Origin of the sequence: Bacillus sp. UNCCL81 (genome assembly GCF_900112535.1) — a bacterium.
GTDB classification, from domain to species: Bacteria; Bacillota; Bacilli; order Bacillales; family Bacillaceae_G; genus Gottfriedia; species Gottfriedia luciferensis_B.
On sequence record NZ_FOMF01000004.1, the window covers coordinates 34,352 to 48,182 of the forward strand.

At 32.8% G+C, this 13,831-nt stretch carries 17 protein-coding genes; 3 read left to right on the top strand and 14 right to left on the bottom strand.

Features of this window, described 5'->3' with window-relative positions:
* Nucleotides 1-237 precede the first annotated feature (237 nt).
* A complete protein-coding gene (locus BM319_RS09685; protein ID WP_091022350.1) occupies nucleotides 238-702 on the bottom strand; it encodes a hypothetical protein in 465 nt (154 codons plus the stop codon).
* 402 nt (nucleotides 703-1,104) lie between these two features.
* On the opposite strand from BM319_RS09685, the gene BM319_RS25045 reads away from it, so the two are divergent.
* Nucleotides 1,105-1,233 (top strand): hypothetical protein, encoded by a 129-nt coding sequence (locus BM319_RS25045; RefSeq protein WP_286143711.1) that lies wholly within the window; start codon nucleotides 1,105-1,107, stop codon nucleotides 1,231-1,233.
* A gap of 65 nt (nucleotides 1,234-1,298) precedes the next feature.
* On the opposite strand, the gene BM319_RS09690 is transcribed toward BM319_RS25045, so the two are convergent.
* The 5 genes from BM319_RS09690 to BM319_RS09710 form a co-directional block, all read right to left on the bottom strand.
* Nucleotides 1,299-1,748: a GatB/YqeY domain-containing protein gene (locus BM319_RS09690; protein ID WP_069034181.1), complete on the bottom strand. Its 450-nt coding sequence runs from the start codon at nucleotides 1,746-1,748 to the stop codon at nucleotides 1,299-1,301.
* A 14-nt stretch (nucleotides 1,749-1,762) separates the two neighbouring features.
* Complete coding sequence (gene rpsU, locus BM319_RS09695) at nucleotides 1,763-1,936, bottom strand: 30S ribosomal protein S21 (protein WP_003152957.1); 174 nt, start codon at nucleotides 1,934-1,936, stop codon at nucleotides 1,763-1,765.
* 162 nt (nucleotides 1,937-2,098) lie between these two features.
* Nucleotides 2,099-2,770, bottom strand: coding sequence for a deoxyribose-phosphate aldolase (gene deoC, locus BM319_RS09700; RefSeq protein ID WP_025569238.1), 672 nt, complete (start codon nucleotides 2,768-2,770; stop codon nucleotides 2,099-2,101).
* Between the two features lie 154 nt (nucleotides 2,771-2,924).
* Entirely contained in the window at nucleotides 2,925-4,142 is a 1,218-nt protein-coding gene (locus tag BM319_RS09705; protein ID WP_025569240.1) for an MFS transporter, read from the bottom strand.
* Nucleotides 4,143-4,493: 351 nt separating this feature from the next.
* Nucleotides 4,494-5,105, bottom strand: coding sequence for a sterol desaturase family protein (locus BM319_RS09710; RefSeq protein ID WP_029715219.1), 612 nt, complete (start codon nucleotides 5,103-5,105; stop codon nucleotides 4,494-4,496).
* Between the two features lie 172 nt (nucleotides 5,106-5,277).
* On the opposite strand from BM319_RS09710, the gene BM319_RS09715 reads away from it, so the two are divergent.
* Nucleotides 5,278-5,589, top strand: a complete 312-nt coding sequence (locus BM319_RS09715) for a hypothetical protein (RefSeq protein ID WP_025568175.1) — start codon at nucleotides 5,278-5,280, stop codon at nucleotides 5,587-5,589.
* Between the two features lie 576 nt (nucleotides 5,590-6,165).
* On the opposite strand, the gene BM319_RS09720 is transcribed toward BM319_RS09715, so the two are convergent.
* The 3 genes from BM319_RS09720 to BM319_RS09730 form a co-directional block, all read right to left on the bottom strand.
* Nucleotides 6,166-6,633, bottom strand: coding sequence for an RDD family protein (locus BM319_RS09720; RefSeq protein ID WP_025568176.1), 468 nt, complete (start codon nucleotides 6,631-6,633; stop codon nucleotides 6,166-6,168).
* A 144-nt stretch (nucleotides 6,634-6,777) separates the two neighbouring features.
* The gene (locus BM319_RS09725) at nucleotides 6,778-7,491 is read right to left on the bottom strand and encodes a WxL domain-containing protein (RefSeq protein WP_025568177.1); all 714 of its coding nucleotides are present in this window, start codon (nucleotides 7,489-7,491) and stop codon (nucleotides 6,778-6,780) included.
* Nucleotides 7,492-7,891: 400 nt separating this feature from the next.
* Nucleotides 7,892-8,731 (bottom strand): SAM hydrolase/SAM-dependent halogenase family protein, encoded by an 840-nt coding sequence (locus BM319_RS09730; protein ID WP_069034186.1) that lies wholly within the window; start codon nucleotides 8,729-8,731, stop codon nucleotides 7,892-7,894.
* Between the two features lie 729 nt (nucleotides 8,732-9,460).
* Here BM319_RS09730 and BM319_RS09735 point away from each other — a divergent pair.
* Nucleotides 9,461-9,895, top strand: coding sequence for a hypothetical protein (locus BM319_RS09735; protein WP_025568178.1), 435 nt, complete (start codon nucleotides 9,461-9,463; stop codon nucleotides 9,893-9,895).
* Between the two features lie 148 nt (nucleotides 9,896-10,043).
* On the opposite strand, the gene BM319_RS09740 is transcribed toward BM319_RS09735, so the two are convergent.
* From BM319_RS09740 to BM319_RS09760, 5 genes are read right to left on the bottom strand one after another with little or no spacing between them, the layout of a single operon-like run.
* Nucleotides 10,044-10,223, bottom strand: coding sequence for a tudor domain-containing protein (locus BM319_RS09740; RefSeq protein ID WP_025568179.1), 180 nt, complete (start codon nucleotides 10,221-10,223; stop codon nucleotides 10,044-10,046).
* A 6-nt stretch (nucleotides 10,224-10,229) separates the two neighbouring features.
* The gene (locus tag BM319_RS09745; RefSeq protein WP_025568180.1) at nucleotides 10,230-10,526 is read right to left on the bottom strand and encodes a ferredoxin family protein; all 297 of its coding nucleotides are present in this window, start codon (nucleotides 10,524-10,526) and stop codon (nucleotides 10,230-10,232) included.
* The gene (locus tag BM319_RS09750; protein WP_091022355.1) at nucleotides 10,527-11,822 is read right to left on the bottom strand and encodes an FAD-dependent oxidoreductase; all 1,296 of its coding nucleotides are present in this window, start codon (nucleotides 11,820-11,822) and stop codon (nucleotides 10,527-10,529) included.
* Nucleotides 11,806-12,846, bottom strand: coding sequence for an electron transfer flavoprotein subunit alpha/FixB family protein (locus BM319_RS09755; protein ID WP_091022357.1), 1,041 nt, complete (start codon nucleotides 12,844-12,846; stop codon nucleotides 11,806-11,808). The genes BM319_RS09750 and BM319_RS09755 overlap by 17 nt, the downstream gene beginning before the upstream one ends.
* The gene (locus BM319_RS09760; protein WP_025568183.1) at nucleotides 12,847-13,674 is read right to left on the bottom strand and encodes an electron transfer flavoprotein subunit beta/FixA family protein; all 828 of its coding nucleotides are present in this window, start codon (nucleotides 13,672-13,674) and stop codon (nucleotides 12,847-12,849) included.
* Nucleotides 13,675-13,831: the final 157 nt, after the last annotated feature.

Below are 13,831 nucleotides of genomic sequence, written 5' to 3' on the forward strand. Positions count from 1 at the left end.
TAAAGGAAATTTAAGATGAATAGTTGGATTTTTTATATGTATGGGTTATTGATTTTAGATGATGGAGAGGAAGCTAGGTTTTATGGGTACTGGCGTCTGTGTGTACGGAAGATCAACCACAGAATTTAGGTATCGAATGTCTCTAAAATGAGCCCACTTATAATTGATTTTCAGTTATGGCACATAGTAAAAAACCGAGAACAAATAACTATTCTCGGTTTAAATTTATTTACGTTTTTACATTCTTCTTTGGATTGTAACATCTTGATAAACATCTTGTTTTCCTTGTGAAGTAGCAACCCACCAAAGTACCCCTTGTGTGAGAAAGAAAAGACTCCACATTACTACAAGACCAATTGAAGTTAGATCACTTTTCCCATCACCGTATATCCCTTTGACTGTAACATAAGTGATGAGTACACTTACGATCAAAACTATCAACTTAATAAATATCGGCCTTTTAGCCATAGTTGTTTCCATTTGTGGTGAATGATTTGTTTCTGTTTTGACTAGTTTTTTATTTAATCTAGCATAGTCATGAACCCCTTGCTTAATCTCATCTTGAAGTCGTTCTTCATCACCAATTGCCATCTCTCTTGTAATATAGATTAATGTAAATGCAAATGGTACGACAATTATTAACCAACCTAAAGCAAATGCTATTCCACCAAGATCATTGTGTAAATCCCCGAACGGTGTCATTATTCATCTCTCCCTTACCAGTAGATGTTAAACAAATGCATTGTTTATCTGAATTCATCATACCGAATAATTTTAATTTTATATGTGATATAAATCACACACTTAGTTAAATATTGACTAAAATATTAATAATTTTTTCATTGACTCTTTAGATGGGATTTTTCTCTAAATTGGAATTATGCAGATTTTAAAAAGAAGGAAGAAATATACAACCAAACTGGATATGGGAGCTTAATTAAAAGATAAAGTTTACACCTTGACTAAAGAAGGTGAAGCTGTGGGATTGTGGATAAAGAACTAATTAGCGGTTTTATAAGAAATTAGGTTATTTTTTTAGTGAACCGTATTGTTTTCGTGAAAATTTAAGCAGATTTATGTGATTTAATGGACTGAAGCATCATTTTGAAGAAGTTAATTGCAGTTTTTGAATTTTTATTTGCACTTTCGATGATTTTAATTGCTGTTTCGGAAATTTTATTTGCACTTTCGAAGATTTTAATTGCAGTTAGTGAAATTTATTTGCACTTTTGAACATTTTAATTGTACTTCCGAAGTACTGCAGTACTCAAAAAAAATAAACGTCTAAAAATAGACGTTTATTTTAACAGACTTGCTACAGCTTTATTCACAGAAGAGCCATCAGCTTGTCCTTTTACTTTAGGCATAACTGCACTCATTACTTTCCCCATGTCAGCTTTTGATGTAGCACCGACTTCTGAAATTGTAACACGTACAATTTCAAGAAGTTCCTCTTCAGATAATTGTTGAGGCAAGTATTCTTTTAGAATCAGTAACTCTTGCTTTAATTTATCCACAAGGTCTTGACGACCAGCTTTTTCGAATTCCAGGAGGGAGTCTTTACGTTGTTTCACTTCACGAGTTAAAATTGTTAACTCTTGATCAGCTGACAATGTCACATTATTCCCTAAGCTAATTACTTCATTTTGTAATGACGCTTTCACCATTCGAATAACTGCTAACTTGTCTTTGTTTTTTTCCTTCATCGCTTGTTTCATATCTGAATTCAAACGTTCGAGAAGACTCATAGTAACACCCTCTCTTAGAATTTACGTTTTCTCGCTGCCTCTGATTTTTTCTTACGTTTTACACTTGGCTTTTCATAAAATTCGCGTTTTCTTGCTTCTTGTAGCGTACCAGTTTTAGAAACTGAACGTTTAAAACGACGAAGAGCATCTTCTAAAGATTCGTTTTTACGAACGACTGTTTTAGACATCTTACTTTTCCCTCCCTCCAAGCTACCACTTACAATCAATAAAACACTGTAAAAAAGAAACACTTTTCCACATGTCTTTTACGATTATAATACATAAACTATTGATAGGTCAACAGGTAAATGTCAAGTTTGAAACTTAACACCCTTTGCCATTAAAAGGAATCAATAGCCTTCTGTTGCTACGTTTCCTTGGACAATTGTGATTCCATTACTTGTGCCTATTCGAGTTGCTCCGGCTTTAACCATTTCATTTACACTTGCTAGATCACGTACGCCGCCAGATGCTTTAACCCCAATATCAGGTCCAACTGTTTTTCTCATTAATGCTACATCCTCTACAGTTGCACCACCAGTTGAAAATCCTGTAGATGTTTTAACGAAATCTGCTCCAGCTTTTACAGAAAGCTTAGAAGCCATTTCTTTTTCTTCATTCGTTAAAAGACTTGTTTCAATAATTACTTTTACTAATGCTTTACCTTTTGCTGCATTAACAACTGCTGCTATATCTTGTTCAACAGTGTCATAATCCTGATCTTTTAAAGCTCCGATATTAATCACCATATCGACTTCTCCGGCTCCATTTTCAATTGCATTCTTCGTTTCAAACGCTTTTGTTTCTTTTGTATTGGCACCTAAAGGAAACCCAATTACAGTACAAACTAAAACTTCAGAGCCCTTTAACAAATTTGCACAATGACTGACCCAAGTTGGATTCACACAAACCGAAGCAAAATTATGTTCTTTTGCTTCTTGACATAATTTTTCAATTTGAGATTTAGTTGTTTCAGGTTTTAAAACTGTATGATCAATCAATTTATTGATATTAGTTGTCATTTTGTAGTGCTCCTAACTAATGTTTTTTTCAAAAATACTCTTTTAAAGACACTGAAATATCAGCATTGATTATTATTTGTTTTTTCATTTTAATTATGTGAAACCTGAGCTTAAAATTTAAAAAACTCAGCCAAAAAAATTCAAAGCATCAAATTTATATAGATGCATTTGAATTTTTTTCAACTGTTTTATGAATATCTTTTACTTTAAGCATCATAAAGAATGAAATTGTAATAAAGAAACAACCATACAAGAACATGAACTTGTATCCAATAAAATCCATAATTGCACCTAATAATGGTGGTGATATAATATTAGCAATTGATGAAAACAAATAATATAAACCTGTATATGTTCCAATAAATCCAATAGGTGCCATCTCGGCTAAGAAAGGATAAGAATTAATATTTACTAATGCCCATAAACATCCCATAATCAAAAAGACTATTCGGATGAATAATAAATCCTTTAAGAAAAATAAAACAACAAAACCAATGATAATTCCAAATATACCGATTAATATGCTTCGTTTCTTACCAATTTTTGTTCCTATAAACCCGGCAGGAATGGCAAAGATTAAAAATGCTAATGATATGAAAGCAAATGAAAACGCCGCTGCACTAACTTTTACTCCTAAATAAACTTCCCCATAACGTGTAAAAAAAGTTTCAATTCCATTAAATCCCGTGAACCAACTCAGAATTGCTAATAATAGAAATAATGCACTTTTATTTTGAATTGCTGAACGAAAACCTTCTCTTAATTTTACCTTTTCTTCAGCCTGTTCATAATATAGGACATCTCTTTTTTCTCTAATAAAGAAAAAAAGAATTAGAAAGCTAAATAACATTAAAAATCCTGCCAAGTAAAAAGGAAATCCTTTATTTAGATCCCACAAAATTGAACCTACAAAGAACGCAATTAAAGCACCAATTCCACCCATAAAATTAATGACACTATTCGCCTTGCTTCTTTGTTCAACTCTTGTTAAATCAGGCATAAGTGCTATTACCGGAGAACGAAAAATACTCATACTTAAATTCATAAACACAATAAAAAAGATCAACATAAAAAGTGTTTTATGCACTGGAATTAAAAAGGTAAATAGTGCTGCAAGTGGCATACCGACCATTAAAAATGGCATTCTTCTACCAAATCGTGTATCTAAACGATCACTATACATTCCTACGGCAGGTTGTAAAAATAGTGCAAAATAATTATCAAACGTCATAATAAATCCGATTAAAGCAGATGACTTTAAATAATCGCTTAAAAGTTTTGGCATAAAAGCATTATAGACCGACCAAGTAAGACTGATTGCAAAAAATCCAAATCCTAAAAGCATAATTTTTTTGTAATTTAGTTTAGGCATTCGAATTTCTCTCTTCTGATCTGTCTATAAACATTTTCTAAATGAGTTTGATCTAATGACACAATCATCCCCCCCTTATTCTCAGTATAGTAAGCACACCAATCAAATATTTACCCTTTTTTCAATTTTTATAAAATATTAATTTATTAGGAAAAGTTCATAAAATAGAGGTTGTTTCATAATAAAAGAAGCTTTAAACCGACAAAAAAACCTAGTGTAAACACTAGGCATTTTCTTTCATTATTTTAATAATATAAAACGTACAACCGGCAATAATGCAGCAACAACTACCATTTAAAAATGATAAAAAGTAAATCATTTTTCCTCCAAGATACCTTTTTCCCTTGTAGTTTACATTCTTTCTTCTAAGGCTTTCGCGGTATTACTTGTTACTACTTCCTTCTCATCCTTTAATGTACCAAAAATCCCATCAAAAATAGGTGTCGATACACCATACCAAAAGTTTTCATTTTTGAAATGATGCAGGATATGTAGCTTTTTAATCTGTCGTCCTACTTTCGTTATAGGTTTAATTGGCCTGTGAGCTACATAATGTTTCCATTCGTACACGAGTAACATAAAAACTAAACCTGAACCAAATGCGATTGTTTGAATTAGATCTTTCGATATCAAAAAATAAATTATACAAAGTGATCCTAAATTCGGAATGCTATACCATATCGGTAAAAATAACAATTTCAAATCATCTGGATACGTATGATGATCGTAATGAATTCTTTTCATAAATTTAAGTAATAGTTTATTTTTTGGTGCCTTTATGTGAAAAATGAAACGATGTGTTACGTACTCACTAAACATAAAAAAGATTAATCCTATAATAAAAATTAAGACAGTAAGCCACGAAAAATGAAATCCTATACTATAAATAATTCCAACTAAAAAAAGTACCCCCATTACAATAATATCGAAATGAAGAAAAAAGTCTCGATATAGTCCCTTCATAAAATCCCCCCTCATCTATACCTAAATTATCTTAATATCAAATTTATATTTCAATATTATTTATGTAATTCCTTTTTAAGTTCTATTTGAGCTGATTATTAATTTTGAATAAAGCACTGGTCGGTGAGGATAATAAAAACGATAACCAAAAATACGTAAAAGGGAGATTTATATGGAAAAAAGGAGATATTATGTGTCCGTTCAAGCAAAAACAATTGTTCCAAATCAGGGGGACGCACCTTATGAGTTGGAAATCGATGCTACAATCGATGAAAAACATAGACTCGAAAGAATTTTCCATCAGATTGACAGTTATGATGAAGCAGCAGGTATTCAAACTGCTTTCATCATTCCAATCACAAATTGGAGCCAAGAAAACAATGATGGATATGACTATTTTTTAAAACAAGCCTATGCAATGATTTATGAATTAGGTACTGAAGAAACTCGTGCTCATATAAGCCAAATGAAAATATTAAAATAAAAAGAAAGCTCACTGAGCTTTCTTTTTACATGTTGTTGAAAAACAACCTTGTCAATTAAATTACCAAATTTTCGTAAAAGGGGTAGAGTGATGTTGATTTCCACTACAGGATGCTCGCTTTCCATGGGGCGAGATTCTTTAGCCTCCTCGGCAAGCCTGCGGGGTCTCAGCCTTCCCGCTTATCCCATAGGAGTCGAGCACCCTTTCGTTCCAATCAACTTATTCATCAAAAAAAGTCTGCCATAAATCCTAATCAAATAGCCTTTACTTAGAGTAATCTAACAGTTGTTTATAGATAGTTTGTAGGTCAATTGAAAGCAACATTAATTAAACTAAATTAATCAATTGAATTTGTAAAAATTAGCTCATAATTTTTTATCTTCTGAAAAAAACTAATTCTAGTGTTATTGGCATAATAAATTGTTTAAACATATTAACATTTAAAACCATTAAAAGATTATCCAAAAAATGATAATTTCATCATTATAAATGTTCATTTTATATCCGTTTTCCCTATTTACCATTTTATATTTCAACATCCTGTAAAAAGATAACATAATGAGCTTTCTTTTTATTTTAAACATCAATTACTATTGTATTTGCAATTAAATCATGTAGTGTTCTTCGTTCAGAAGAAAAAATGAAAAACGGATCAATAAATGCAACACAACCTACTAATAATGAAAAGTATGGTATTTTTATGTATCCTAAAATGAAAAAAATTTCTCTAATAATCATCGTCTTTAAATTTACTTCTTGATCATCAATCTTAACGACTGCAATATTTAACCAGCGCTTTCCAATTGTTTGACCTTTCCAAACAAATGTAGGGATCAGTATAAAAACTATAATGATACTAATAATGGATAGTATGGAAGATCCAATATCAAATTTGTCTACTCTATTAGGATTAAAAAATGCTGAAAACTTTGTCATTCCAGTAATTATCGAAATGACAAAAATAAAAAGAAAAGTTATAAATCCATCAACCAATATTGCTAACAACCTACTTGATCTACTTGCTAATTTAGTATGCGATTCCAATAAAATCTCCACCTTTAGTTTCTAAGATGTTCTTAACGACAGTTTAAATTATACAGAATTTTTAATCGGAAAAATATAAAAGCCTAATAGAAAGTACCTATCAGGCTAATAAAAAATCGATTAAGCTTTTATATGTAGATTCAATTATACACCTGGAGCATCGACTAGTGTCCAAGTAACAACAGCTTCATGATTTCCTATTGTTGCAGAACCACCAGGAATTTGTAATGTTACATTATTATTTACTGCACCATCATTAACATCAGGATTTGGGCCTAACCATCTTGTTAACCAAGTACCAAGTCCCGTACCAGGTTCAGCTGTAACAACTGAAGATTCAGTTAATCCATCTGTATTTAGTGTAATCGTTTGAGCAGGCGTTGGGGGTGTTCCACTACCTGGTGTTACAACTGAACCATTTTTAAAAGTAAGAATCGCTCCAGGTAGTGTTTCAGTTGTACCGTTTGTAAACTTACTAGCTTTTGCTGTCACTTTCCACCCTGCACCAGTACCTCGGCGATCAGAAACTTGAATAAAAGGCTTTTTAGATGTAGAAGAATAAACCTGTTCACTTGTTGAAACTTCTTTCGAACCAAATTGAACTGAAGAAACAAAGTCCAAAGTTAACGGACCTGTTTCACCTGTAGGTGGATCTGTTGGATCAGTAGGACCAATTGGCTCTAATGGTGTTGATGGGTCGGTTGGATCTACTGGTGTTACAGGACCAGACCCTTCTGTAAAATTAATAGCTGCTTTTGAATTTGCTTGAGACGTAACAGCTGCAAAAGATGTATTTGCCGCTCCTACAAGTGTTGAAAAACTTACTACGCCAATTGCTACAATTTTTGAAACTTTCATTTAATCAAACCCCTTACAAAAATTTTTCATATAAAGATGCTTTCAAAAAAGGACTTAACATCTCTAGAAGTTACACCCAATTATAGTAAACGAAAATACAATTGTCTGTGAATAATTTGTGAAAACATTCACTAAAATTTTACTATTAATTTTACAAATCCCCTAGATATTAGAAATTTAATAGATTAAAAAATATATATTTCGTGAACTTTTTCACGTAATTGTATAAATTTTAATTCAAAATCTCCTATTCCCCGATTTAAATTCACTGCAAAAAAAGAAGCTTACTTAAATACAAGTAAACTTCCAAGTTAAAATTCCAATGAAAAATTACTAAAATTTTGAATTAGGAAAAATAAAACTATTTCTCCTAACCCCAAAGTACTTGTACGATCTTTCTCTACTTACTTTTAAGTGTTATTTCCCATTCTATACCTGTATCAATTCCGTACTCATCAGTAAATGAGCCTTGATTTACAGCAACTGCCATTTGATCTAGACTGTTTGCATATAAGATCGGTTCTCCAATTGCTACATCGGCAAATGATTTTCCATATTTTACTGCTTCTTTGTATACTTTTCTTCCTTGGTGTGTAATTAATACTTCGACAAAGTCTCCATGAGAAACACCTTGTTTGAGAAATTCTGATCGATCAATATTCGTCCAAATACTACCATAACGAACATCAAGTATATCAATTGTTCCTGTTATCGAATTGTTTTCACTATGACATTCTTTAATTGGTAATTTTATGTAAGAATTTGAATCAACTTCTGGACCAATATTTTCGAAGTCGATTATTCCAGAAGCTAATCTTGCACCTGTAAAAGCAAATATATCTCTCCCATGGAAAGTATAGGATTCACTTGAATTTGGTAGTCTATTAATTTCTTCGTCAATAACTCTTAATTGGTCGATTCCATATATTTTGCCTACATGTGTTAACGTTCCGTTATCAGGTGTTATAATGAAGTGATTCGTATTTGTGCGAGCCACTATACTTCTACGATCTGAACCTACCCCTGGGTCTACAACTGAAACAAATACTGTTCCAACTGGCCAGTAATTCATTGTTTGTACAAGTCGGTAAGAAGCTTCCCAAATATTGTATTGAGGTATATCATGGGTCAAGTCGTAAATCTTAATATCTTGATTTACACTACAAGAAACACCATACATAGCGCTAACTGCTCCATCTAGTAATCCAAAATCTGACTGAAACACTAATGCATTTCCCATCTAAGCACCCCTAATTGTTCGAATATTTAAAATTAAATATAAATTCAATCTATTATTTAGTCAATGATATTATTCGTATTTTATTGAATGAATTTAATTATAGCTTTGCTTTTCTCAATTATTACGTTGGAATTGTATAGTTTTGGTAAATTCTAATTCTTTTAACCTTAATGTCGGTTTCGACGTTGTCCTTAAACTTCAAATAAAAAAGATATAGTTGTTAGATACTATATCTATTAATAACATTAGCACTTAAAAGTATATAGTTATGAAATGTTGGCACGTAATTATTTTATTATTTCCTTTAGTGTCCCCTAGGTTTGTGTAATAATGTATCCTAAATTAAAAAACTTAGATCAATTCGGGGACTTTTTCGTCTAAGTGGACAGGTGTTAATTTAAAATTTAACTAAACACTAGACACTTCTATATTAATAGAAATCTTCCTATTAAATGTTTGAGTGGACGAACTTAAAGAAAAGATCATAAGTAGTTCTAAAGGAGTTATTTTTTTATGAACATTTTACGTATACCCCACTCCATCTTTAATTACAAGCCAATAACAACTAAAGTACTTAAAAAAAATAGTTACACATAGGAAAATAGCACCCACTATTTTATCCGATGGAATTTACCTATACTTTAGTAACGCTCCAATTAACTTTAAAAAGGGAATTTAGTCCTCTATCACGAATAGTTATTAGGTGGCGAAATATAGGGAGGCTAACGATTGTACACCTTTATTGAATTACTATGTCTTATAGGAATCCTATTTTTTATTATTAAGGGGATTAACTCTTTCTTTAAAATGAACGGAAAGTCTATAAAGAATTTTATTATTACTGGGGCCCTATTTGTTTTATTTATTTTTACCTCTTTTACAGATCCTTCAAATGAAGCAGAACAAATAGAAGCAACAGAAAAAGACACAACAACTAAGCCATCCAAAATAATTTATAAAATTGAAGACTCTAAGCTAGAAACTGGTCAAAAAGAAAAAACAAAATTATCTAAACCTAAAAACAGCGATAACTTAATTAAATCCTGTAAGAATAGAGTAGGATGTAAATCCAAATCTGATAAAGTACCTATCCAAGAACCAAAAAAAGTGAAAATAGAAAAAGGAACATATAGGATTGTTTTTATGATATACGGGTTAATGTGATAGATTTTTTCCGTTTTCCTTTTTTTAGTAGTAGTTGTCTTATTTTGAGGTTGTATCCGTGATTTAATATGTAAATGGGGGCTATATGGAGGTTGTTTTACCTCTCATATAGCCCCCAACTTTATATCGATTCATTTAAAAAAGTGAATTATTTTGGAGTGAAAAGTTGAATTAATTCTGCGCAACTAATTTTCCTTAGTAGATCGAAACTTGCCCAACTACAAACACGATCCTCCCAAGCTACTAAGCAATGATTATCTTTAGTTTCCATAACCGTTCCCACAGCACCATCTAAGCTAAACATAACATAGTTGCCTATCGAGAACATTTTCGATCACCCCAATCTAAATATAATTCCGTGCCCACCTTTCGGATATTCCCATTTAATATTTTGATGAGGACAGCCTATTCTACAACTTCCACATTCATGACATCCCTCATATCCAACATGCATTCGAATATTTTCCCATTTATAAACTTCTGCTGGACAAAAGATCGTACAGATTTTATCGGGACATTTTGTCATACAAATATCGGAATCTAGTACAGTTAAGTGCGATTTTGTATCAGCATTAAAACGAACGAGATACTGCTTTTCTTCGATTGTACTTTCTTTTTTTGTCTCACTCATTTATTTCATCACCTTCCATGCTTTGTATACATCTTTCGCAAGCTTAAGTTTAGCTTTTGCTCCTCCAATATTACTCATGATATTCTTTTGTTTTTCCCATTTAGATTTACCATCTACTGTAAACATTTGGCTGGCAGATTTATTTAATAGCGGAATATATTGCTCGAAATATTGAGGGAATTTTTCAAAATGATGTGTTGCATCTTTATATTTTTTCAAATCCTGTCCTACGAAGCTATTTAGTAATTTATCAGCGTACGGTTTTAAAGCAACATCAGAGTAGTTATCAATCGCTTTTGCTTCGATAATGGTTTCTGCTGCTAATCTTCCAGATGTCATTGCCATATTTGAACCTTCACGATGAATTGCGTTTACTAATTGTGCTGCATCACCAATTACTAATACTCCATTTCCTACTAATTTAGGAATCGATTTGTACCCACCTTCAGGAATTAAATGAGCAAGGTATTCTTGTGGTTCGCTTCCTTGAATATACGGTCTAATCATCGGATGATTCTTAACGTATTCAAGTAAATCATAAGGTTTCAATTTGTTTTCAATCATTCCTGATAATAATGTACCGACCCCAATACTAAGAGAATCATTATTGGTATATAAAAATCCTGTGCCAACTATGCCTTTTGTCGCATCTCCAAATAGCTCGATTGCTACCCCTTGGTTACCTTCAAGACCAAATCGATCTTGAATTATTTTACTATCTAGCTTTAATATTTCCATTGTAGCTAAAGCGACTTCATCTGGTCTCCATTCTTTATGGAAACCTAAAGATTTTCCTAAAAGTGAATTTACGCCATCAGCAAGTACTACCACATCGGCATATAAATCACCATCAGGTCGATCTGTTCTTACCCCTACAACCATATCGTTTTCAACAATACACTCCAGAACAACCGTTTCATTGATTAATAATGCACCTTGTTCTACTGCTTTTTGAGCAAACCATTGATCAAACTTTGAGCGAAGAACCGTAAAATTATTATAAGGTTCTTCAGCAAATTCAAGACCTTTATAGCCAAAGGTTGTAGCGGATTGTTTATCAAGCATCATAACTCGCTGCTCTACAATCACACGCTCAATTGGTGCATCCTTCCAAAATTCAGGAATAACGTCCTCCATCATTTTTCGATACAATACACCACCCATAACATTTTTCGAACCTGGATACTCTCCTCTTTCAATAAGGACAACATTAACACCATTTTTTGCGAGCTCGTATGCACATGAAATTCCTGCTGGGCCTGCTCCAACGACAATTACATCAAATTTTTCCGGCATGATCGTGATTTTCCTCCTTTAAAGAAAAACTTTCTTGAAATTGGTTAATCAGCATTGGAACAATTTCAAATGCGTCTCCTACGATGCCGTAATGACAAGATTGAAAAATTGCCGCATTCGGATCTTTATTTATCGCAATAATGAGACCTGAATTTTGCATCCCAACAATATGTTGTATTGCGCCAGATATCCCAATTGCAAAATAAATTTTTGGTGTAACCGTCACGCCAGTCTGACCTACTTGATGATGATGTTCAACCCAACCTGCTTCAACTACATCACGACTTGCTCCAACAGCCGCTCCAATCGATTCAGCAAACAGATGAATCAACTGAAATCCGTCTTTACTACCTAATCCTTTGCCACCAGCTACGATAATATCGGCTTCATCAATGCGAACCTTCTTAGTTGTTGCACGTACAATCTCTAATACTTTTGTACGAATATCTTCTTCTTTTAAGTCAATTTCCTCTTCAATCACTACTCCTTCAGCACCAGGAACCGGAGCGAGCGCTTTCATTACTTTTGGACGAACGGTAGCCATTTGAGGTCTATATTTCTTACAAAGAATAGTTGCCATTATATTTCCACCAAATGCAGGACGACTAGCTAATAATAGTCCTGTATCTTCTTCAACATCTAATACTGTTGTATCAGCTGTTAAACCCGTAGGTAAGTCTGTTGCAACTGCACTTGCTAAATCCTTCCCTTTAGAAGTTGCGCCATATAGTAAGATTTCGGGCTTATATTTGTTACAGCATTCAAGTACTGCTTTCATGTAAGATTCAGTACGATAATCCTTAAAAATTGGGTCATCATATACATAAACGATGTCAGCACCGTATTCAAATAACGTAGAGGCTAATGATTTCACATTATCACCAATTAATAATCCTGCTAGTTCGCAACCACGTTTTTCAGCTAATTCTTTACCAGCTCCAAGCAATTCAAGTGACACGGGTGCAATGACTTTATCGTTTTCTTCAATAAACACCCAAATACCTTTGTACTCTGAGAAATCCATTTATACCCCTCCTTTCACTTCAAATAACTCTTTCTTCTCATTTAAAATCTTCATCAGTTCATTTACTTTTTCTAATGAAGTTCCTTCAAAAACCGTTCCACCTTTAGCCTTTGGTGGAGCCCATACTTTTGATACAATTGTTGGTGAACCTTTTAAACCTAATTGTTTAATATCAATATCTTCTAAATCCTTCACGGCCCAAATGGTCGGGTTATACCTTGCAGCTTTTATCATATTTGTAAGTGATGAATAAGGAACTTCATTGATTTCCTTCTCAACTGCAAATAAACAAGGTAAACTCGTTTTAATTACTTCATGTCCATCTTCTATTTTCCGATGAACAATTGCATACCCTTCATCTTTATTAATTTCTTGAACCTTCTTAACTGATGTTAACGGCGGTATATCTAAACGACGTGCAATACCTGGTCCAACTTGTCCAGTATCACCGTCAATTGTCATCTTTCCACAAATGATTAAATCAATCGCTTGAATTTGTCCTATTTTCTCAATCGCTTTTGTCAAAGCATAACTTGTCGCTAAAGTATCTGCCCCAGCAAATGCACGGTCCGAAATCATATACCCTTCATCTGCACCGATTTCAATACATTTTCTTATAGCTTTAACAGCCGGTGGTGGCCCCATCGTAATAACCGAAACTGTTCCACCGTATTTATTCTTAATTCGAACAGCTTCCTCTACAGCATGAGCATCATACGGATTTAATATTGCTGGAGCACTCGCACGGTCCATCGTATTCGTTTTAGGATTCATCTTAATGATCTTTGTATCAGGCACCTGTTTTATACAAACCACAATATGTAACACTTTTTCACTCTCCCTTTTTCTTCCCGTCTCCCATAGTTAGTAAATGTACATGTTGTTCAAATATATTATTTTTATTGAAAAAATATGATAGAAAGCAACGAAAAAATGAGAAACGAAAAAAAGAGACATTTACAACATAGTAGTTGAAAATCTCTCT